The following is a 21,192-nucleotide window of genomic DNA, read 5'->3' as shown; positions in this document are numbered from 1 at the left end:
GGCTTCACTTTCATCCGCCTTCGGACGATATCTGCGGGTTATGTTTTGCAAGTATGGTCAACAAGGTCTGTTCCGAAACCGGCTTCGACAAAAGCTGCATGCCACTGGCGGCGACTTTTTTGAGCACCGCTGACGAGGTGTCCCCCGACCACAGGATCGCAGGAATCGATGCGTCGATAGCGGTACGGACTGCCGCGATTGCAGCAACACCGTCCTCGTGTTCCAGCCGGTAGTCGGAGAGGATGAAGTGCGGGCCACTTGCCAAAGCCTCAATGTGCAACTGCGTGATGACGTCGTGCGATGATTCGCCGGCCACGACATAGCATCCCCGCTCGATCAGGCGCATCGATATTTCGATTCTCAAATCGCTATCGTCCTCGATGATCACCACGACCATATTGGTCAGGTCCGGGTCGTCGCTTTCAACCGTTTGAACCTCGTGCAATTCTGGCGGTATGAGCCCTATGAAGGGGACGGTAACGGAAAAACGCGATCCCCGCCCTGGTGTCGAGTCCACGTCCAGTTTATGACCAAGAAGGTTCGCGAGACCCTGGACAATCGACAGGCCTAACCCGAATCCTTTCTCACGATTTCTCTCGGGGTTGTCGACCTGTACATAGCTTTTGAAGATATCCGCCTGTCTGTCTTCAGGGATACCGATCCCGTTGTCCCACACGCTTATCTTCACGTGGTTGCCACGCCTTTGGCAGCTCACCAGAACATGTCCTTTCTTTCCTCCCTGTTCGGAAGGCGTGTAGCGGACCGCATTGATCACCATATTCCGGACGATCCTGTCCAGTGCATGTCGATCCGTACGGACCAGACATGGGCGGCTATGGAGTCCTAACTTCAACCCCTTGGCCTCGGCCAGCGGCTGCATATCCACAACTATGTCGAATAAAAGGGAAGGCAGCACCACTTCCTGAATTTCTACATTCCAGGTGCCCGCTTCGAGGCGGCAGATATCCAGTGCACCGTTGATCATATCCTCCATCGCATCCACCTGTCTCTGCGCAATCGAGACGTCCTCGGCCAGCCGGGCCGATTCAACGTTTCGCCCAAGATAATTCAACTTCAGGCCGAGCGTGGTGAGCGGCTGACGCAAGTCATGGCTTATCGCGGCGATAAGCTGGTTCTTTTCCGCCTTTGCCGCTTCAGCCCGCGATCTCGCCTCATCAAGAATAACCCCCTTTACGCATGCGCGTTTCTGATTATGGAAAATAAGCCATGCGATGAAACAAAAGCCAATGAGCTGAGCCGTATAAAAGACAAGCATCCATGGTCGATAAACAAATAGCGGCGGTACGATACTAAACAAGAATGGCATAGAGCCGGGCACGAGTGAGCCCAAAGCCGCGCGGAGACTAGGTGCGAGCAGCAGCAAAGTAAATGCATGGCTGATCAACGTATACTCGAAGAAACCAGATCTGGCCAATTTTATGTAAGGAGCATGGTTCGAGAAGTCGGGTGGGATTAATCCGAAGCTACCTGCCGCCCACCAGCACGATGTCAGTATGACCAGTGCAGTCCATTCCCAGTGCATCCGTTCGATCGCGTTGACACCGGCGTACTTCGGGAGCGCCATTGTCTTTTTCAGTAAGTATGTTGCCATGGGAACGGCCATTCCCCACATTCCCAGAACCCAGACAGCGCGAAAACAGATATAGATATACGAAGTTTTTATCCACGCCCCATATACGGACAGGAGCGAGCTGCCAACCGACAGTAGCACGATCCAACACACCGATCGACGGGAAAGCGATCGCAATAACTCGCGGTTGACAAGCAGATTCTGCCCGGTACTGAGTGCTGCAACTGGTCCCAGAAATAGATTCACAAATTCAGCGAGTTTGCGGTGCCAGGTTGTCTGAACCGCTTCACTCACACTCGGTGATCTGCGGGCCCCGTGCTTCAGGCTCTCGTCAGACTCACGTCGTGTTTGAGTACAGGATGTCATGGAAAGCCTCCGGGTATCAGCTTCAGCATGCACTGCATTGTGCTAACGGTCCGCCAGCCAGTCGACGGACAGGTGTTCCATTACTCGCCTGACAGGGGCTGGTAGTGCGCGAGGCGAAACACGCTCTTGCGACTTCCATCCTTGTTACCCGTGTTCGGTCAATGCCTTTGGCTTGTGTTTCGCCAGTATGGTCAACAGGCTCCGCTCCGAAACCGGCTTCGACAAAAATTGCATGCCGCTGGCGGCGACTTTTTTGAGCACCACTGACGAGGTGTCCCCCGACCACAGGATCGCAGGAATCGATGCGTCGATAGCGGTACGGACTGCCGCAATTGCAGCAATACCGTCCTCGTGTTCCAGCCGGTAGTCGGAGAGGATGAAGTGCGGGCCACTTGCCAAAGCCTCAATGCGCAACTGCGTGATGACGTCGTGCGATGATTCGCCGGCCACGACATAGCATCCCTGCTCGATCAGGCGCATCGATATTTCGACTCTCAAATCGCTATCGTCCTCGATGATCACCACGACCATATTGGTCAGGTCCGGGTCGTCGCTTTCAACCGTTTGAACCTCGTGCAATTCTGGCGGTATGAGCCCTATGAAGGGGACGGTAACGGAAAAACGCGATCCCCGCCCTGGTGTCGAGTCCACGTCCAGTTTATGACCAAGAAGGTTCGCGAGACCCTGGACAATCGACAGACCCAACCCGAATCCTTTCTCACGATTTCTCTCGGGGTTGTCGACCTGTACATAGCTTTTGAAGATATCCGCCTGTCTGTCTTCAGGGATACCGATCCCGTTGTCCCACACGCTTATCTTCACGTGGTTGCCACGCCTTTGGCAGCTCACCAGAACATGTCCTTTCTTTCCTCCCTGTTCGGAAGGCGTGTAGCGGACCGCATTGATCACCATATTCCGGACGATCCTGTCCAGTGCATGTCGATCCGTACGGACCAGACAGGGGCGGCTATGGAATCCCAACTTCAACCCCTTGGCCTCGGCCAGCGGCTGCATATCCACAACGATGTCGAGTAGAAGGGAAGGCAGCACCACGTCCTGAATTTCAACATTCCACGTGCCGGACTCGAGGCGGCTGATATCCAGTGCGCCGTTGATCATGCCTTCCATTGCAGCCACCTGTCTTTGCGCAATCGAGACGTCCTCGGCCAGCCGGGCCGATTCAACGTTTCGCCCAAGATAATTCAACTTCAGGCCGAGCGTGGTGAGCGGCTGACGCAAGTCATGGCTTATCGCGGCGATGAAATGGTTCTTTTCTGCAATTGCCGCTTCAGCCTGAGATCGCGCTTCTTCGAGAATTACCTCGTTTACACATGAGCGCTTCTGATCGTTGCAAATAAACCATGCCATGAAGAAATATCCAACTAGTAGAGCCGCATACCAGTCAAACATTCCCGGCCGTTTAGTAAAAAAAATCGGTGCCACGCTGAACCCGAACGGGATAACGCCGAACATGAGTGAACCTAAGGTAGCTCTAAGACTGGGTGCTAGCAGTAACAAAGCAAATGCATAGCTGATAATTGTGAGTTCGACGAAGTTATATCCATTCAATTTAAAATAATAACCATGGAGGGGCGGGTGCGTGTAGTTGGGTGGGACTAGCCCAAAGCTGGCCGCCGCCCACCAAAACGATGTCAGTATGACCAGTGCAGTCCATTCCCAGTGCATCCGTTCGATCGCGTTGACGCCGGCGTGCTTTGCGAGCGCCATTGTCTTATTCAGCAGGTATGCTGCCATCGGAGCGACGATGGACCACAGTCCGAAGATCCAGACGGTACGGAAGAAAGATACAAATCTGAAGTTTGGATCCCACAATCCAAATACGAACCAGAACAAACCTCCGCCCAACAGCAGCGCGATCCAATATGCCGCTCGACGTGACAGTGAACGTAACAACTCGCGTTTGACGAGGAGATCTTGCTCGGCACTCAGTGCGGCAACCGGTCCAAGAAAAAAATTCACAAATTCAGCGAGTCGGCGGCGCCCGGTTGTCTGAATCGTTTCACTAATACCCGGTAATCTGCTGCCCCCAGTCGTTCCGTCGGCGTCAGAATCACGTCGTTTTTGAGCACAGGACCTCATAGAAGGCCTCCGGGCATCCGCTTCAGCATGCGCTACATTGTGCTACCGGTCCGTCAACAAGTCGATGGACAAGTGTTCCGTTGCTTCCCGAACAAAAGTTCGGTGTCCAGGTAAGTTTGGCATCCTTAATATGGGTTTCGACTGTGCCGATTTCTTTTGGAAACCGTAAAAGCTGACGGGCGAGGGTAAGGCTATAGACACTAGTACAACATCCCGCAATTACTTTTAATAATTGATTGCATGGTTTATCCTGGCGGTATGAGTCGAGGACGCCATGCAACGCCAGTGAAGCTGGCCAGGAAGGAAAGACAGGAGCTGCAGTCGCTGATCCGACGCACGACGGCTGCACAACGCGATGTGACACGGGCACGCATCGCGTTAATGGCTCACGAGGGCTACACGAGCGCGGCGATCTCACAGGAATTGGGCGTGTCCGTGCAGACCGTCAGCCAGTGGCGCCAGCGCATTGCGCGGCAAGGCGCGCAGGGGATTCGGGAGGCAGAGCGCAGTGGTCGTCCGCCGCGCATCACGCAGGAGACGCGGCTGCAGCTGATCGCACTGGCGTGTGAAGTGCAGGAAGCGCAAGGTCGGGCCACGCCGACGCTCGATGAGATTGTGACGCGTGCAGTCGAGCGAGGGATCGTCGAACAGATCAGTCGCAGCCATGTGCAGCGCATCCTGCAGGCTGGCGACGTTCGCCCGCATCGGGTGCAACAGTGGCTGCATAGTCCGGATCCGGCGTTTCGCGAGAAGGTCAACGTGATCTGCAAGCTGTACCGCAAGGCGCCGAAGAATGCGGTGGTACTGAGTATTGACGAGAAGACCGGCATCCAGGCCATCGAGCGCAAGCATCCAGGGCGCGCCCCGGCAGCCGGACGGTTGCGCCGCCGGGAATTTGAATATATCCGTCACGGTACTCAGTCTCTGATTGCCGCGCTGGATGTTCATACCGGACGGGTACTGGGAAGCTGCCGCGACCGGCGGACCCAGGGCGACCTGGTGACTTTCATGGACAGTGTGGCAGCCGCGTATCCGGGCAAGCAGGTGCATGTGATCTGGGATAATCTGAACACGCATCGCGCCCAAGCCGTATGGCAGGCATTCAATGCGCGGCACGATGGACGGTTTCATTTCCATTTCACCCCTTTGCACGCGAGCTGGGTGAACCAGATCGAACTGTGGTTTGGGCTCTATACGCGCCGTGTGCTGCGTCACGCCAGCCACACCAGCACGGTGCATCTTCGCGAGCGTACAGAGCAGTTCATCCGCGAGCGCAACCAGACGGCACGTCCCTTCAGATGGACTTTCCGCGGCTATCCGTTGCAAACTGGCGCATCCTGAACCGGAGCGGTCATGCCTGCCTTACCCGCGAAACATCATGCAAGCGAACTGCAGCGTCAACTGCGCGAATTGTTGGGCCACGACCAGGTGGTCACGCAGGCTTACGGGCGTCATCTGCTGATCAAACGCCTGGACAATCAGGAGCCGACTGTTGTGGCACGCCTAAGTGAACTCAGCCGCAATCTTTATGGTGCGGCCTTTCGTAGCCATAGCGGGCGATGGGAACCTCTGCCTGGCTCAGGTTCGCTCGCCGAAATGGCCCAACTGGTTGTCACGCTCCTGCAGCCTTATTTGCAGCCAGACAATTATTAAACCTATTTGAGGGATGTTGTACTAGTCGTGCTTGACGATGTCAACTGGGAGTTGCGGGTACTGCATTGCGCCACAGCATCAGTCGAGAAATTTTGGTAGTCGCAGCACAATGTGGCGCGTCGACATTTAATTGTCTTAACCGGTGTTCGCACCGTAATTTCAAGTAGTAACTTAAACGAATAATTGGAAATCGACCTCGAACATTCATTCGCCCCTAAGGGAACATTTAACGCCGAACATCAAATGTCCAACATAATCACAAATTACGTGGTTAAACGAAGAAATAATGAAACATAATTTGATGCAAGGAGGGCGTAATTCATCGCGCTATGACGGACTCACATCTTCTCGCCCCGACTGCGACGAGCCATTTGGCATTGTGTTCAGTTCGCCCTAAATGAGGACATGTGAGACGGAAGCGCGTGATTCTGACCCTTCTGGTGCGAAGCGGGCCCCTTATTGGTTGCGCGAGCGCGGCTTAAGCGTTTCCTTCCGAGCCGGGAGGAGGAGAGGCAGTCTCCAGAACCTGCCATGTGTGCGACGAACATCGTGAGGAGGTCGCGTCCGCTCTATCGCCTCCGGCGACACCTATCGGTTTCTTCAACGCGGCCACATCTGGTCCGCCTGCGTCGAGCCGGCGAGTTTCTGCACGGCGTACTTCGGATGCTCATCAGCATTCAAGCTGTCGTAACACGACGTTCTCCTTCAACGATTCAAGGAGCTTCATCATGAAAACGCTTGCATACCTTCTCCTCGCCATCGGTGCATTCGCCAGCCCGGTCGTCAGCTTCGCTCAGAGCACCGAACCCCTCACTCGCGCGCAAGTGCGCGCGGAACTGATCCGTCTCGAGGAGGCCGGCTATCATGTCGGCACCGGCGACCACACAACATATCCCGCAGGGATTCAGGCAGCTGAATCAAAGATCGCCGCACAGGACAGCCAGCAGACGGCCAACGCCGTTGGCGGCACGACGCTCAACGGCACTTCAGCCGCCGGCAGTGACCCACATCTGCCGCACCCCTCGCCATCGTCGTGCGTCGGCCCCGCAAGTTACTGCAACCTTTTCTTCGGTAACTAACCGTACCTGAAACCGCCCCGACGATCCGGATAACATCCCGGCATCGTCTGGGAGCAGCATCACCGGCGGCGTCCGAATCGGGCTAACGCATGGCCCTCCTTTCGCGCTTTGCTTCCACGTGACGGGGCATCGACATATTTGCAGGAGAACGATCATGTCCGCACTTTCCCGGTAGCAGGATGCAAGGCAGCGTTATGTCACACCAGGCCGCAAAGCCACCGAGCCACCTGGCGCGAAGGAGCCCAACCGAAATACCGACCTGAGTGTCGGGTATGGCCGTCAAGACGCTCGACGTGTTGCAGCACAAAGGTCACGAAGCATCCCAATAGTGAATTATCGAGCCATGTCCGCGTTGCGGCGGCATCCATGCGCCGCCCGCCCGTTCTCGCCCCAATCGGGACCCGGATAAAACCAAAGTTCGGAGCAGGCGATGTCCACAGCCCTCTCAACCCGCAAACAGGAGATGAAAAATGACCCGCAAATTCTGGAAAGGAGCGGTGCTCGCGAGCGCCGCATTGCTCACCGCAAGTGGTACGGCGCATGCAGAAGATGAGTGTTCAAACGCGACGCTCAAAGGCCTCTATGGCTTCTCGCTTCGTGGCGAATTCATCGGCTTTTTCGACGCAAACGGCAATCCACACCGAATCCCCAATCCCGACATCGTTGATGCAGTGTTTATCCAGAAGTTTGATGGCACCGGTGCTTTCACCCGGTCTGACTACGTGTCTAGTGACGGGTTTAAACGGCCCGGATTAACAGATCCGACGACCGGATTTGATATGGGCGAAAGCGGCACATATACCGTCTTTTCGAACTGCACGGGCGTTATGCACATTACGTTTCCTGCTCCCATCGCTTCCACCATCATCGACATTAGATTCGTGCTGACCGAAGGGGGTCACCGACTTCACGGTGTTGTAAGCCACCAAGAAATTGCCGGACCTTTCACTGCGTTGGACGGAAAAACAACGTGCGGCCCAACGCCGGCGTGCAACATGCGTGCTCAGGAAAGCGTGGTTGGCGAGAAGTTCGACGTGGGAGGAGGACCACGCTGAGGAGGCGTTGGCGACTACAGGGACGCTGTGCTCGAGAGGTAGGGGCTGCATCTTACGTACTGTGGTCGCTGGCGGTAGACACTATTGCCCTGTTTGCCGACTCGGCTTCGTGATCTTCCTGCCGGTTCAACGCATGGTCTTCCCGCTTGGTGATGTGGCTGCCGTTCTAACCTGCCATGTCACGCTCCCCTGGCGAATCTGAAGCCCACCACTCCCAGGGGTATCGTCGATGGACCGCATACACGGCGACACCTGAACGCCAATTAAAGCCGAACCGCCGTCCCCGAAATGCTTGGTTGTATGATCGGACCACTCTGTTAGCTGCCCCTGGACGCCAAATGCCGCGACCATCAGTATAGGGTCGGCTACTGTCCTCCAGACGCGCACGAAGCTGCCGTTCGACCTGATCGTGTGTTCGACGTCAGCAATACTAATCATAACCGCCGTTGGACGATGGTCGCGCCACCGATGTCTTGTCATTGACTGCGGATACCGAGCGGCTGCTCGACCTTCCATACCGACCGTTGCCAATTTGACGACAACCGACGGTACCGCTCATCGACGAGCGTCGGCTGGCAGCGCAAAGAACCGGGGGCCGCACAGGATGCGCAGCCGGGTGCAAACAGGTAGTGCAGACATACACAAGCCAGCTATCGTCATACAGTCGGCCATATACGTGTGGGCAGCGCTGCGACTTACGTCGCGATCATGCACTGCCAAGCAGTGATCCACGGCAAGCGGAATGGCCGCAATGACACGGTACTGGACACGGATGTCTTCGGTCATCTCGCCGTCGATCATGAGACCGTAGTCGATAAAAAGTTCGTCGCCAGGCCTGAGGCTGGTGAGTGCATGGATGAAGACGCGATCGCCCGTCTCGATTGCCTCACAGTTGGGTGTACACGCATGGTTCAGGAACGGGCACTGTTCCCGCCGTGACTGCCATCGATGACGCGGCCGTCAGACAGGCCGAACACGAACGTATGGCCGGCCTCCGATCGCTGGCGTGCGGCAGCGCGCCGCCAGCTGGTCACTTCACCCTTGTACTCGATGAGCCGCTCGCCTGGGGCCATCGGCTGAAGCGCAAAAAGTCCCATGCCAAGCACGGAGGACCGTCGCGCGGTGATACGTCGCAGTCGTAGATCGAAATAAGTCTGTCAATCCAGAATCCTGCCGAAGGCGGGCTGTGTGAACTAGCGCGAGACGGCACCTAGCACCGCACCTATCTGGCATATGGCTTGCTGGTACAGGCCGCCTGCATGAACACCGTGCATGAGACTGCCTACCCGGTACTGCCAGCCGAGGTAAGCGAGGACGAACTGCGCAAGGTCTACACGCCCAGCGCGGCCGAGATCCGCTTCGTCTGCGGCCAGTTCCGGCAAGCGCCGACGCGTGTGCTGATCCTCGCGCAACTGAAGCTGTTGCAGCGTCTCGGATACATGCCGCCCGTTTGTGACGTGCCGCTTGCAATCATCGATCACGTCTGCGCCGTGCTCGGCGCCCGTCCAGTGCCGAGCACGGCGCTCGCACGCTACGACCGCTCCGGCAGTAAATCGCGGCACCAGAAAATCCTGCGCGAGTACGCTAGCATTCGTCCTCTGGATGCCTCAACTCATGACTCTTTTGCGCATCGCCAGCCACGCCCGTAGCCAGCTCAACGAGGTCATCTACCGCGCGTTCGCCCAGGCTCTGGACGAACCGCGGCGAACGCGGCTAGACGACCTTTTCAAAATGCGTGCGGGCCGCACGCCGTGGGATGAGCTTAAGCGGGAGCCGAAACGCCCCGGCCCGCGCGAGGTGACGAGCTTTCTCAAGCACATCGAGGTCATGAACACGTTAGCTGATGGCTTGCCGCCGGCGCCGGACATCCTGTCGGTTCCAAAGCGCATGCAGTTCGTTACCGAGGCGCGTGCCCTTGACATGCACGAGATGCGCGCCCTGAAGCCAGCGAAGCGCTACACGCTCGCGGTGCTATTCATCTTCTCGCAGTTGCAGAAGGCGCTCGACGACGTCGCCGAGATTTTCATCAAGACCGTGCGCAAACTCGAGAGCACGGCGAAACTGAGGCTCGAGCGATATCGCACGCGGCACGCCGATGAACTGCAAGGGCTCGTCACCCAGTTCCGCGACGTGCTCCAGATCCTCCAGGACGACGAGACACCCGCGGCCGTGCGCCTTGCGCGCATGCGTGAGGCACTAAACGACGATCCTGACTCGGTCCTGATCCAGTGCAACGAGCATATCGCGCACGTCGGCAACCACGCGTTTCCGTTCCTGCTCGCGCCGTATCAGAACCTGCGGTCGCTGCTATTTCAATGCCTCGACATGTTGTCGCTGAAGTCGAGCTCGCAGGACGACGCGCTGCTCAAGGCGTTTGGCTGGCTCAGGCAATTCCGCTCGTCGCGGCGAGAATACCTGCTGCTGGGCGACGCCGACCTGGCGCAGTTGCCGCTCGACTGGATCCCGGAAAAATGGGAGAAGTCCGTGTTCCCGCACGGCCGGTCATCCGGGATGCTGCACCGGAAGTACTTCGAGCTGTGCGTGTTCAGCCAGCTCATGCGCGAGCTCAACTCCGGCGACGTGTACGTCGAGTACAGCGACCAGTACGACGATCCGCGCGAACACCAGGTCTCGTGGGACGAGTTCCGCGAAGAATTGCCGCGCTACGGCGAGCTCGTCGACTTCCCGGTCGAAAGCGCAGCCTTCGTTCGGCAACTGAAGGACGAACTCGGCGCGCTCGCCGACACGGTCGACGCCGCCTTTCCGGAAAACGACCACGTCGAGTTCGGCGAACAGGGCCTCCTGCTTCACAAGCCAGACAAAAAGCCCGACCCACCGAACAGGGCACTCGTCGATCGGGCCATCACGGCTTCGATGCGGCCGGTCAGCATCCTCGACATCCTGACCGAAACCGAGCAGTGGCTCGAACTGCACAAGCTCTTCGGCCCGCTCTCGGGCTTCGAGGGAAAGATAGACGAGCCGCGCAAGCGCTTCATCACGACGCTGTTCTGCTACGGCTGCAACCTCGGCCCCACGCAGACCGTGCGCTCGGTGAAAAACCTCAGCCGCAAGCAGGTCGCTTGGCTCAATCTGCGACACATCACCGAGGAACGGCTCGACAAGGCGATCGTAAAGGTCATCAACGCGTACAACCAGTTTACGTTGCCGAAGTTCTGGGGCTCGGGAAGTCGCGTGTCGGCCGACGGCACGAAGTGGAATCTCTACGAGCAGAACCTCCTGTCCGAATACCACATCCGCTACGGCGGCTATCGTGGCATCGGCTACTACCACGTCTCGGACAAATATATCGCGCTGTTCAGCCACTTCATCCCATGCGGCGTGCATGAGGCGGTCTACATTCTCGACGGGCTGATCAAGAACACGTCCGACATCCAGCCTGACATGATTCACGGCGACACGCACGCGCAAAGCGCGCCGGTCTTCGCGCTCGCGCACCTGCTCGGCATAAGGCTGATGCCCCGCATTCGCGACGTCAAGGATCTCGTCTTCTACAAGGCCGACCGGCGCCGACGCTACAGGAACATCGAGTCGCTGTTTCGAGCGAGCATTGACTGGGGGCTGATCGAGCGGCACTTCCCCGACATGCTGCGGGTGGCCATCTCGATCAAAGCCGGCCTCATGACGCCATCAACGATCCTGCGACGTCTCGGCTCCGAGAGCGTGAAGAATAAGCTGTATTTTGCGTTTCGCGAGCTCGGACGTGTCATCCGCACGATGTTCCTTCTGCGCTACATCAACGATCCGGAGATGCGCCGCACGATCCACGCCGCGACAAACAAGAGTGAGCAGTTCAACGATTTCGCGAAATGGCTGATGTTCGGCGGGGACGTCATCGCCGAGAACCTCCGGCACGAGCAGCGCAAGGTCGTCCAGTAACGTTTTGCATAACGTTACTGGACCTATGTGCAGGACATCGTTATGTGGAGTCAACTGCCGCGACCTCCCGCCGTCGGGACGTTGAGGCCGGCGAACTACACATAACTAGACCGCGCTACTGTGATTCTTCCGTTCACTTGAATGGGAGATTCACATGCTGGAATTTCTCTTTCCCCGCGATTGGCCGCACTATGCTGCCGGCCCGCAAGGACCGCTAGTCCGCAATTTTTCGGCGTGGGTCGTCGAGCGCGGCTATACGCGCATTTGCGCACAGCGCCACGTACACCGGTTCCGTGAGGTTCTTGCCTATAACCATGTAGCGGCTGGCACCAGCCTGCCGATTACCTCGACTGCGCTGTCCCGCTGGTTCGCACCGTGGTCGCACAAGACGTCGTACCGGGCCACGCAGCGAGCGGCAGTGCGCTTTTTGTGCGATCGAGGTCTGTTCGTTCCGGTGGCTAAACCGAGCCGGTTCGACGCGCTCATTTCGCAATACCGATCCCATCTCATTGATCTGCGCGGACTTGCTCCCGCAACAGTCGAGCAACACCTGAGGACGGTTACTGGCTTCCTGTCGCGTGCCTGTTCGAAGCGCCGCCTTGCCAGCGTCAGAGCCAACGATGTCGAGCGCTTTGTCGACCAGACCAGCAGGCGTCTTTGCCGCCAGACACTTCAGCATACGATTGCGCACTTGCGTGCCTTTCTGAGGTTCTGCGCCGATCAACGCTACACGAGAGATCGCCTCGATGTTATCGACACACCTCGTACCTATCGCGGAGAACTTCCACCGCGGGCGTTGAATTGGAGGACGGTACGCAGGCTTCTGCATTCGATCGACCACTCGAGCGTTGAAGGTTGCCGTGATCACGCGATTCTCTACCTGATGGCCTACTACGGGTTGCGCCCAGCAGAAGTCGCCAGCTTGACGCTCGACTCGATAGACTGGGAGAACGATATCCTGCGGGTGGACCAGTGCAAGACGCGGTCGGTATTAGTCATGCCGCTCAACGACCGAACGCGACATGTGCTCGAGCGCTATCTACGCCGTCGACCACCCCTAACGAACACGCACCAGCTATTCCTGCGAGTGCGGTGCCCGGCCGGTCCGATCAAGGCGGCAACGATCGAACACATCTATGCCAAGCGTGCACGACTCAGTGGCCTGCCCGTTCTACAGACCAGTCCCGGCAGCCTGAGGCATAGCTTCGCCATGCGCTTGCTCGAGCGAGGTGTCGGAGTAAAGATGATCGGCGATCTACTCGGTCACCACTCCCTCGAGAGCACGTGTGTCTATCTTCGCCTGCATGTGGAGGCGCTGCGCGAGGTTGCCCTTCCGGTACCTGGACGTGGTCGAGTCTCAATGAAGGGGGCATCATGAAACACCAACTCGGCTCAACCGCACTTGATCTGGTCATCATTCGATATCTTGCGCACCGCCGAGCGCTAGGGCGTGAGTACAGCAACCAGGAGCGTACCTTGCATTCGATGAGGGACTTCGTTGTCCGAGCTGGTGAATCGGACCTGAACAACACCCTGTTCGAATCATGGTGCAAGACCTTCGATTCCCTCACCTCGAACGTGCGCCGCGCCCGTCAGGTTACCGTGCGCAATTTCTGCCTCTATCGGCAACGTACCGAGCCCCGGTGTTTCGTACCGGACATCAACCGGTTTGCACGCCGGCAACCACATGCCGCACCAATTATCCTGACTCCCGCGCAGGTTGGTCGAGTACTCGAACTTGCGGGCACGCGCCAGGCCACGCCGACATCGCCACTCAGGCCGTATGTCCTGCGCCTGGCGCTTGTGCTGCTTTACACCGCCGGGCTGAGGCGAAGGGAGTTGCTACGGTTAACGTTGGCCGACGTAGACGCGCAAGCTGGAGTCCTGCACGTACGCGAATCGAAGTTTCATAAATCGAGGTGGGTTCCGCTTTCGTGCGGTGCCCGGCTGGAACTACGCCGCTACCTCATGTGCCGCCTCGCTACCCCTTTCGACACTACGCCGTCGTCACCGTTACTGTGCAATATGCACCATGGCCTGCGAGGCTACACTGGAACAGGATTGCATGACGGTATCAAGGGATTACTGCAAGACGCAGGCATTCGGGATCCAGATGGACGGATTCCCCGTATTCAGGACTTTAGGCATTCCTTTGCAATTGAGGCACTGATGCGATGGTATCGTCAGGGCGCGGACGTCCAGTCCAACCTTCCAAAGCTCGCACTCTACATGGGTCATGTATCAATCGTATCGACGGCCTACTATTTGCGCTGGATTCCGGAACTCCAGAAGCTGGCGAGCGAGCGGTTCGCGAAGCGATTTGGCTATCTTGTTCAGGGAGAGCAATGATGAAACGGCGTCCTTACTCCGATGAGCTCGGACGGAGTCTTGTCCGATTCTTCCAGGATTATCTGCCTACGTTGCGAGGGATGAGTCGGCACACGATCCATAGCTATCGCGACACGCTGGTGCTTCTGCTGCGATTTCTTAGTGCGAAGCGACACTGCGGCATCGAACGTTTGGATCTTGCGGCGATCACCGCTGAATCCGTCGGACAGTTCCTGACATCTCTCGAGCGAGACCGGCACAACGGCATTGCAACGCGTAATGCCCGGCTTGCCGCCATTCATACATTCGCGCGGTTCCTGGCAACTGAGCGTCCCGAAGATCTGGCGGCGGCGCAGGCAATCCTCGGTATTCCATTCAAGCGCGGCGCCCGGTCAGCGCCGATCGAATATCTCGAGCAGGACGAGGTCGAGGCGCTGCTGAATGCGGTCGATCGAACGACCGCCGCCGGTCGGCGTGACTACGCGTTGTTCTCACTGATGTTCAATACCGGCGCAAGAGTGCAGGAGGTACTCGACCTTCGTTTGTGCGACCTACGCGTGCAGCGGCCGTGCCAGGTAAGACTCCAAGGCAAAGGAAACAAGATCCGCGTGTGTCCAATCTGGCCGCAGACTGCCAGGTTGTTGCAGCGACTCGTCGAAGAACGCCCGTACCCGATTGATGCAACCACGGCACTGTTTGTCAATAATCGCGGCGACAAGCTCACCCGCTTTGGGGTGCACTACCTGCTTCGCAAGCATCTGGTCGCCGCCGGAACGATCGTACCTACACTCCGGGAGAAACGCATCCACCCTCATTCGCTGAGGCATACTACAGCGCTCTCCTTGTTAAAGTCAGGAGTAGACTTCCCAACGATTAGCCAGTGGCTTGGTCACGCGAGTCTCGATACAACGATGCGCTATGCGAAATCAGACATCGACATGAAGCGCCAGGCACTCCTTCAAGTGTTTCCGGACATATTGACGACGGTATCGGCCGACCGTGGAACATTCGGACGCTTGCCGATTATCGACTGGTTGAAGCGGCTCTGATACTTATGTGGAGTTCGCATCGCGGCTGCCGACTATTACTGCGCCTTGACCCACCGGACTCCACATAACGGGGCACTACACATAGATCAAGTACAACCAGCTCGTCGCGAACATGGTCATCCTCTACAACGTGCAGTGGATGTCGCTCAAGCTCAAGGAGTTGCAGCGCAGGGGCCATCCAATCGATGCCGCCGTGCTCGCGGCACTCTCGCCTTACCGCAAGGATCACATCAATCGCCTCGGCTCCTATCTGCTCGACCTCCATCGGAAGGTGCCGCCGCTCGATCCGACAATCGATTTCGATTTATCTTTTAAAACAGCGGCATAAGGCCACTTTGGCGAAAAATTCACGATTACCCACACCGGCAGATTAGGCGAAGCGACGGCCAGGGAGCCGTCTGGAGCACGAAACCCCGGCCGTTGCGGTGCGCATAATCAGAGGGTTTCGAGGAACGCCATGACCTTGTCGGTTGCGTGAAAACGCGGCGTACGCTGGCCGGCAGGCTGCAGGCGACCTAGCGCTTCTTCCTTGTGCGCAAGATTCGACTCCATGTAGATGTGTGTCGTGTCGATGCTTTCATGGCCCAGCCACAATGCGATGACGCTGATGTCGACGCCAGCCTGCAACAGATGCGTCGCCGTCGCGTGCCTTATGACGTGAGGCGATACGTGCTTTTTCGACAGACTTGGACAAGTCTGCACTGCGCCGGCGATCGCCTTCTTCAAGATGCAATCGACACCATTGCGGGTCAGCTTCTCGCCGCGGTAGTTGGTGAACAACAGCGACGTCGGCACCGCATCCCGCTCGCGCATCCATTTCCTGATCGCATCAGCCGTCCTGACCCAAAGCGGCACGCATCGTTCTTTCCGCCCTTTGCCGTGGAGATGCACGAAGCTGCTGCGGCTGCCGAGTTCCACCTGGCTGCACGCCATTGTCGTAATCTCTGAAACACGTGCGCCGGTGTTATACATCGTCAGCAGCATCGCATGATCACGTCGTCCGCACGGCGTCGAGAGGTTGGGAACGCCAAGGATCGCTTGAATTTCGGGCCGCGACAACGCGCAGATCAGACGACGGTCGGCGCGTTTGGTCGGGATCGCCAGCACGGACGTGGCTAGGCCGGCAAAATCGGGCCTGGATATGGCGACCCAGCGAAAGAACGAGCGAACGGCCGCCAACCTGGCGTTGCGCGATCGCACCGTATTGTTGCGCTCCATTTCAAGACTGTCGAGAAAGGCCAGAATAACGGACGGACTGAGGTGAATGAGATTGAGTGCCACCGGTTCGATATGCATCTTCGCGGCAACGAATCGAAGCAGGAGGCGAAACGCATCACGGTAACTCCAGAGCGTTTGGGGACTGACATTTCGGTGCGTCATCAGATGCTTGACGAAGAATTCCTGGAGCAGTGGCCCAACAAGGGCATCGGTATGCTTCATGATTGATCTCCCATGTCTGCGAATGCGGCGAAACGGTTCAATGCACAGCCCAGTAGCCCAGGAGTCGACGAGACGTACCAGTAGCTCTCTCTGGGGCTGACGTGACCGAGATAGACGGAGAGAGTCGGGGCCAGTTCTGCTGCCGACGCCCCGTCTTCATACCATTGCGTTAGGCGATGAACGGCGAATGAGTGACGAAGCGAATGTAATGTCGGCCGTCGTCCATCCGGCAAATGCAATCCGAGTTTCGCCGTCGCACACGAGAACCACCGCCAAAGGGAGTTCTGATCGAGGGCCTGTCCGAAATCTGTGACGAAGAACATCGTCGAGCGCCTTGCATGACACTTATGCTCGCGCCGGTCGGCGTACTGCTTCAGGTGAGCGGCGGTTGTCGGGTGCAAAGGCACGATGCGAGACTTCTTGAATTTCGTTTCACGAACGACGACATGGGGCGGCTCATCCCGCAGGTGTACGTCGGTTGCCTTGAGATGAAGCGCTTCGCTGATGCGTAGCCCAGAACTGGCAAGCAGCCCCAGTACCGCGACGTAGGCGTCGGCGCGCAGACCGCCTCGCGGTCGTGCGGTCGTTGCTGCGCACAGGATCGATTGCAGTTGTTCTTCGCTCAGGATGTACGGGGGACTGCGACGTGGGGATGGCAGCAGATGGTTGTCTGGAACCGAGGTTGCCGGATCGACAGCCTTGACGAAGCGCAGAAATCCACGCAGGGCACTGAGGGTAGCGGACTGCGACGGCGGCGCACGGCGAACCCGGGTAACCCATTCGAGTACGTCAATGGTCCTGATTGATTCGCCTGGATGCTCGATGACATGGTCTTGAACGAAACGCGCGAGGATTCCGCGATGGGTATGCCTGTAACCCAGCAATTCGCGGTGTTCGAGATAGCGGCTCAGCAGATCCTGAAGTTCCTCACCGTTCATGATCTGTCTCCTGGCCACGGCATGGCGATGCGCGACAGCGAAGGCAAGTCGAGCTTGGCATAGGTGGCGGTGGACTGCAGAGACTGGTGGCCCAACACGTCGGCGATGTTCTTGAAGCTCGCGCCGCGTGTCAGCATGGCCGTTGCTGCGGTATGCCGTAAGAGATGTGCTGCACCGCGTGCGGGAGCGATACCTGCACGATTCAAGGCGCGCCGAACGATCTTGGAAATTGCGCTCGAGTCCATGAATGGTCGCGCTGGCGCTACCGATTGCAGGAAGATCTCCCTGTATGACGATGGAGGGCGCTCCCGTTTGATGTATGCAAGCAATGCGCGTCCGACGTCGCGCAAGAGCGGCAGGTCCCGGTCACGACGAGACTTGGCCCCTCGGATATGAATGATGCCGCCGGCCCAATCCACGTCATCCAGCCTGAGGTGCACGACTTCAGCAGCCCGCATCCCGGTCCTCGCGAGCAGCAGCATGATTGCCGTGTTCCGCAACGGCTGAAACGTGGCAGCGTCGGACGCGCATTTGATGAGCTGTTCCACATCGTCGACCGACAGGTTTGCTGGAAGCGCCGCGTGACGCCATCGCCGGATTCGTGGCAGAGTCTCCTCGAGACCAGGCGGCACGAGCCCCCTGACGGCGAGAAAACGCAGCATCGCGCGCAGCGCGACGATCGGCGAGTTCGATGGTCGGCGCCTCTTGTTCGAGAGTTCGTGATGCAGATATGCGCGGAGATCTTCGATTGACAGGTCTTGCCAATTCGGTGGGCTGTCGCCACACCACCCGTCCAGGAAGCCTTGGACAAACCTGCCATACTTCCGGCGGGTGCCCTCCGCCAGGCCCTTGGCGGTGCCCAGATACGCGTCAAACTCGCTGAGGAATTCGGCTGCGCGCGCGGAGCCCTCCTTGCCGCGCGCCAGTTCAGACTGCGTCATGATCTTCTCCTTGCCGGCCACCATGGTCGGTAGGAAAAGTTCAGGACATTATGCGAACCATTGCCACACAACTCATCTAGCGCGATCCCGCCTGATCACCGTGGTGTCGCCGCCATCTACATGGCGCTTCGCCTAATCTGCCGGTGTGGGTAATCGTAATAGTACTAAACCGCTGACGCGGTAGTGGGAGGTGGGCACAGGCCTATGGCTGATGTTTCATGAAGAGGGTTGTCTGGCGCTGAACCCCGGCGAGGTGGTGAGCGGCATCGCCAGGAGCAGTATGGGAACGCCCGGCTGGGCATTCCATCCACTGCCTCCAGGAGGCTCGCCATGACGCCACTGCGCCAAAGCATGCTGCATGACATGCAGATCCGCAATCTTGCGGAGAATACCCAGACATCCTATCTGATTCAGGTATCCAGTTTCGCCCGCCACTTTCGTCGTTCGCCCGAGCTGCTGGGGCCCGACGAGATACGAGCGTGGCTCATCTATCTCCGGGAGGAGCGCAAGCTTGCTCCCAGCAGCCTCGGTCCAGCGATTGGCGCTCTGCGGTTTCTCTACCGCGTGACGCTCAAACGCGACTGGAGCGACGAGGACTTTCCGTTACCGAAGAAGCCGCTGAGACTCCCCGTCATTCTGAGCTCCGATGAGGTAAAGATCTTTTTCGACGCCATTCCCAGTCTAAAGCATCGGGCCATCCTGATGACCGCGTACGCGGCAGGTCTGAGAGTTTCAGAAGTGGCGCACCTGAAGGTCACCGATATCGACAGCAAGCGCATGGTTATCCGCGTCAATCAGGGTAAAAACCGTAAGGATCGCTATGTAATGCTTTCGCCACGCCTGCTCGAGATCCTGCGAACGTACTGGCAGGGCGCTCATCCTCGTGACTGGCTTTTTCCCGGCGATATCCCCGGGCGCCCGATCACCCCGACCGCGATCAGGCTGGCATGTGGCCTCGCGCGTGAGCGCAGCGGTATCCAGAAACCCATCACCCCGCATTCGCTGAGACACGCGTTCGCCACGCATCTGCTCGAAGCCGGTACCGATGTGCGCAGGATCCAGTTGCTCATGGGCCATCGGTCTCTTTCCACTACTTCGAAGTACTTACGCATCGCGACCAGCACCGTGTGTGCCACCGCGAGTCCATTCGACCTGCTCCCACACCCTGAACCTATCCCATCTCCACCCGCTGCGCCCGAGTACTTCTGATCGCAGCCATGCGGCCGGCGCTCGAAGTGGCGGACGTCTTCCGCCAGTGCGGTTCCGAGTACAGGCAAGCCCACGCCGACGTGCTCAGTCGTGTCCAGCGACGCGTGATGAGTGCCATCGAGCTGTGTCGTACCGCTGCGCTTGGCGCCCATCTCGAACAGTGCGATGCATGCGGACATCAGCGCATCAGCTACGACTCATGTCGTAACAGGCACTGCCCGAAGTGCCAGTCACTCGCCCGCGCGCAATGGCTCGAACGCCGGCATGCGGAACTCCTCCCCTCGACCGAGTATTTCCATGTCGTCTTCACGCTGCCCGAATCCGTCGCCGCACTCGCGCTCCAGAACAAGAGGACGCTCTACGATCTGCTGTTCCGCGCCAGCGCCGAAACGTTGCGCACGATCGCCGCCGATCCGAAGCACCTGGGTGCCGAGATCGGCTTTATTACGATCCTGCATACGTGGGGGCAGAATCTGCACCATCATCCTCATGTGCATTGCGTTGTACCGGGCGGCGGCATCTCCCCGGACGGCGAGCGCTGGATCACCTGCCGTCCCGGCTTCTTCCTGCCCGTACGGGTCCTGTCACGGCTCTTTCGCCGCCTGTTTCTCGAACTGCTGCAGCGCACGTTCGACGCCGGCGGGCTGCGCCTGCACGGCCAGTTCGAATCCCTGAGCGATCCCGTCGAATTCGCAGCCTGGCTTGCACCCGCAGCACGGGCGGAGTGGCTGGTCTACGCCAAGCCACCCTTTGGCGGTGCCGAACACGTGCTCGATTACCTGGGCCGCTACACCCACCGCGTCGCCATCTCCAATAACAGGCTGCTCGCCTTCGACGGGCACACCGTGCAGTTCCGCTGGAAGGACTACCGGCACGAGTCCAGACAAAGGGCCATGATACTCACGGCCGACGAGTTCATCCGCCGCTTCCTGCTACATGTGCTGCCTGACGGCTTCAAGCGCATTCGCAGCTACGGGTGGCTCGCCAACTGCCACCGTGCCGACAAGCTCGCCATCTGCCGGCAGCTACTCGGCGTCCAGCCTCCCGCCGCTGCCCCAGCCGAGCCCAAGGAAGACTACCGTGACCGTTACCAGCGACTCACCGGCAAGTCGCTACGCGACTGCCCCGTCTGCGGCAAGGGACACATGTTCCGCATCGAAGATATGCCCGGCAGTCTTCCACGAGCCCCGCCAGGTTCTCCCCATGCGCACTAGTTGCGAATACACCTGTTTCCCGACACGTTTGCCCGTTCCGATGAGGCCAACGCGGCCAGACTCGTGCCTTCAATCTGTCAGCACACCAGCGCACTCCAAAACGGCGGTGGATTTGCCTGTTGACGCTCACTTTCCTGTGTCTTTTGCTCGTGAGGCTTCCCGCGATCGCCGGAACTCCATGCGTCATAGCCCTTGCACGACATCACGAATGACCGCAGTGGTCATTCAATGCCCATAGCGGCCACCGCCTGCGGAGCGGTTTACTACAAACATTTTTTTGATTACCGGTCGCGGATCAGGTCCGAACGACATGACGATGCGCTAGTTGCCGC

General features: G+C 58.3%; 14 protein-coding genes and 3 pseudogenes. 11 read left to right on the top strand and 6 right to left on the bottom strand.

Features of this window, described 5'->3' with window-relative positions; all coding sequences use genetic code 11:
* Window positions 1-10 precede the first annotated feature (10 nt).
* Both C2L64_RS47430 and C2L64_RS47425 read right to left on the bottom strand, forming a co-directional pair.
* Window positions 11-1,624, bottom strand: coding sequence for an ATP-binding response regulator (locus C2L64_RS47430; protein WP_158660630.1), 1,614 nt, complete (start codon window positions 1,622-1,624; stop codon window positions 11-13).
* 477 nt (window positions 1,625-2,101) lie between these two features.
* On the bottom strand, window positions 2,102-3,937 hold the full coding sequence (locus C2L64_RS47425; RefSeq protein ID WP_158660629.1) for an ATP-binding response regulator: 1,836 nt from the start codon (window positions 3,935-3,937) through the stop codon (window positions 2,102-2,104).
* A gap of 378 nt (window positions 3,938-4,315) precedes the next feature.
* On the opposite strand from C2L64_RS47425, the gene C2L64_RS47420 reads away from it, so the two are divergent.
* The 4 genes from C2L64_RS47420 to C2L64_RS47400 all read left to right on the top strand — a co-directional run bounded on the left by C2L64_RS47420 (window position 4,316) and on the right by C2L64_RS47400 (window position 7,844).
* Window positions 4,316-5,398: an IS630 family transposase gene (locus C2L64_RS47420; RefSeq protein ID WP_086915003.1), complete on the top strand. Its 1,083-nt coding sequence runs from the start codon at window positions 4,316-4,318 to the stop codon at window positions 5,396-5,398.
* Between the two features lie 12 nt (window positions 5,399-5,410).
* A complete protein-coding gene (locus C2L64_RS47415) occupies window positions 5,411-5,710 on the top strand; it encodes a hypothetical protein (protein WP_086915002.1) in 300 nt (99 codons plus the stop codon).
* Window positions 5,711-6,438: 728 nt separating this feature from the next.
* The gene (locus C2L64_RS47410) at window positions 6,439-6,789 is read left to right on the top strand and encodes a DUF4148 domain-containing protein (RefSeq protein ID WP_103154181.1); all 351 of its coding nucleotides are present in this window, start codon (window positions 6,439-6,441) and stop codon (window positions 6,787-6,789) included.
* Between the two features lie 470 nt (window positions 6,790-7,259).
* Window positions 7,260-7,844, top strand: a complete 585-nt coding sequence (locus tag C2L64_RS47400; RefSeq protein ID WP_103154179.1) for a hypothetical protein — start codon at window positions 7,260-7,262, stop codon at window positions 7,842-7,844.
* 706 nt (window positions 7,845-8,550) lie between these two features.
* Here C2L64_RS47400 and C2L64_RS47390 read toward each other — a convergent pair.
* Window positions 8,551-8,941 (bottom strand): annotated as a pseudogene (locus C2L64_RS47390) (SET domain-containing protein).
* 162 nt (window positions 8,942-9,103) lie between these two features.
* Here C2L64_RS47390 and C2L64_RS47385 point away from each other — a divergent pair.
* The 5 genes and pseudogenes from C2L64_RS47385 to C2L64_RS47365 form a co-directional block, all read left to right on the top strand.
* A pseudogene (locus tag C2L64_RS47385) lies at window positions 9,104-11,738 on the top strand (Tn3 family transposase); the annotation flags it as partial.
* Window positions 11,739-11,895: 157 nt separating this feature from the next.
* Window positions 11,896-13,119, top strand: a complete 1,224-nt coding sequence (locus C2L64_RS47380; protein ID WP_103154177.1) for a tyrosine-type recombinase/integrase — start codon at window positions 11,896-11,898, stop codon at window positions 13,117-13,119.
* On the top strand, window positions 13,116-14,090 hold the full coding sequence (locus C2L64_RS47375; RefSeq protein ID WP_103154176.1) for a tyrosine-type recombinase/integrase: 975 nt from the start codon (window positions 13,116-13,118) through the stop codon (window positions 14,088-14,090). Before C2L64_RS47380 ends, C2L64_RS47375 begins: the two co-directional genes overlap by 4 nt.
* Window positions 14,087-15,118: a tyrosine-type recombinase/integrase gene (locus C2L64_RS47370; protein WP_244212266.1), complete on the top strand. Its 1,032-nt coding sequence runs from the start codon at window positions 14,087-14,089 to the stop codon at window positions 15,116-15,118. The genes C2L64_RS47375 and C2L64_RS47370 overlap by 4 nt, the downstream gene beginning before the upstream one ends.
* Before the next feature lie 85 nt (window positions 15,119-15,203).
* Window positions 15,204-15,446: pseudogene (locus C2L64_RS47365) on the top strand (Tn3 family transposase); the annotation flags it as partial.
* A 107-nt stretch (window positions 15,447-15,553) separates the two neighbouring features.
* On the opposite strand, the gene C2L64_RS47360 reads toward C2L64_RS47365, so the two are convergent.
* Genes C2L64_RS47360 through C2L64_RS47350 form a run of 3 tightly spaced genes read right to left on the bottom strand, consistent with a single transcriptional unit; the run spans window position 15,554 to window position 18,437 of the window.
* A complete protein-coding gene (locus C2L64_RS47360) occupies window positions 15,554-16,558 on the bottom strand; it encodes a tyrosine-type recombinase/integrase (protein ID WP_103154174.1) in 1,005 nt (334 codons plus the stop codon).
* A complete protein-coding gene (locus C2L64_RS47355) occupies window positions 16,555-17,496 on the bottom strand; it encodes a tyrosine-type recombinase/integrase (protein ID WP_103154173.1) in 942 nt (313 codons plus the stop codon). The genes C2L64_RS47360 and C2L64_RS47355 overlap by 4 nt, the downstream gene beginning before the upstream one ends.
* Window positions 17,493-18,437: a site-specific integrase gene (locus C2L64_RS47350; RefSeq protein ID WP_158660628.1), complete on the bottom strand. Its 945-nt coding sequence runs from the start codon at window positions 18,435-18,437 to the stop codon at window positions 17,493-17,495. Before C2L64_RS47350 ends, C2L64_RS47355 begins: the two co-directional genes overlap by 4 nt.
* Before the next feature lie 330 nt (window positions 18,438-18,767).
* On the opposite strand from C2L64_RS47350, the gene C2L64_RS47345 reads away from it, so the two are divergent.
* Window positions 18,768-19,646 carry a tyrosine-type recombinase/integrase gene (locus C2L64_RS47345; RefSeq protein ID WP_103154171.1) on the top strand — a complete coding sequence of 293 codons (879 nt, stop codon included), beginning with the start codon at window positions 18,768-18,770 and terminating at the stop codon, window positions 19,644-19,646.
* 8 nt (window positions 19,647-19,654) lie between these two features.
* Window positions 19,655-20,860, top strand: coding sequence for an IS91 family transposase (locus C2L64_RS47340; protein WP_103154170.1), 1,206 nt, complete (start codon window positions 19,655-19,657; stop codon window positions 20,858-20,860).
* Window positions 20,861-21,192 lie beyond the last annotated feature (332 nt).

Source organism: Paraburkholderia hospita, from assembly GCF_002902965.1.
GTDB classification, from domain to species: Bacteria; Pseudomonadota; Gammaproteobacteria; order Burkholderiales; family Burkholderiaceae; genus Paraburkholderia; species Paraburkholderia hospita.
This window is presented reverse-complemented; position numbering and strand designations above follow the sequence as displayed.

What these genes read in the sequence shown, in the direction of transcription:
- C2L64_RS47375 (WP_103154176.1), top strand. Translation starts at nt 13,116, where the DNA reads ATGAAACACCAACTCGGCTCAACCGCACTTGATCTGGTCATCATTCGA.
- C2L64_RS47400 (WP_103154179.1), top strand. Translation starts at nt 7,260, where the DNA reads ATGACCCGCAAATTCTGGAAAGGAGCGGTGCTCGCGAGCGCCGCATTG.
- C2L64_RS47420 (WP_086915003.1), top strand. Translation starts at nt 4,316, where the DNA reads ATGAGTCGAGGACGCCATGCAACGCCAGTGAAGCTGGCCAGGAAGGAA.
- C2L64_RS47410 (WP_103154181.1), top strand. Translation starts at nt 6,439, where the DNA reads ATGAAAACGCTTGCATACCTTCTCCTCGCCATCGGTGCATTCGCCAGC.
- C2L64_RS47340 (WP_103154170.1), top strand. Translation starts at nt 19,655, where the DNA reads ATGCGGCCGGCGCTCGAAGTGGCGGACGTCTTCCGCCAGTGCGGTTCC.
- C2L64_RS47350 (WP_158660628.1), bottom strand. Translation starts at nt 18,437, where the DNA reads ATGACGCAGTCTGAACTGGCGCGCGGCAAGGAGGGCTCCGCGCGCGCA.
- C2L64_RS47355 (WP_103154173.1), bottom strand. Translation starts at nt 17,496, where the DNA reads ATGAACGGTGAGGAACTTCAGGATCTGCTGAGCCGCTATCTCGAACAC.
- C2L64_RS47370 (WP_244212266.1), top strand. Translation starts at nt 14,087, where the DNA reads ATGATGAAACGGCGTCCTTACTCCGATGAGCTCGGACGGAGTCTTGTC.
- C2L64_RS47360 (WP_103154174.1), bottom strand. Translation starts at nt 16,558, where the DNA reads ATGAAGCATACCGATGCCCTTGTTGGGCCACTGCTCCAGGAATTCTTC.
- C2L64_RS47345 (WP_103154171.1), top strand. Translation starts at nt 18,768, where the DNA reads ATGACGCCACTGCGCCAAAGCATGCTGCATGACATGCAGATCCGCAAT.
- C2L64_RS47430 (WP_158660630.1), bottom strand. Translation starts at nt 1,624, where the DNA reads ATGGCCGTTCCCATGGCAACATACTTACTGAAAAAGACAATGGCGCTC.
- C2L64_RS47415 (WP_086915002.1), top strand. Translation starts at nt 5,411, where the DNA reads ATGCCTGCCTTACCCGCGAAACATCATGCAAGCGAACTGCAGCGTCAA.
- C2L64_RS47380 (WP_103154177.1), top strand. Translation starts at nt 11,896, where the DNA reads ATGCTGGAATTTCTCTTTCCCCGCGATTGGCCGCACTATGCTGCCGGC.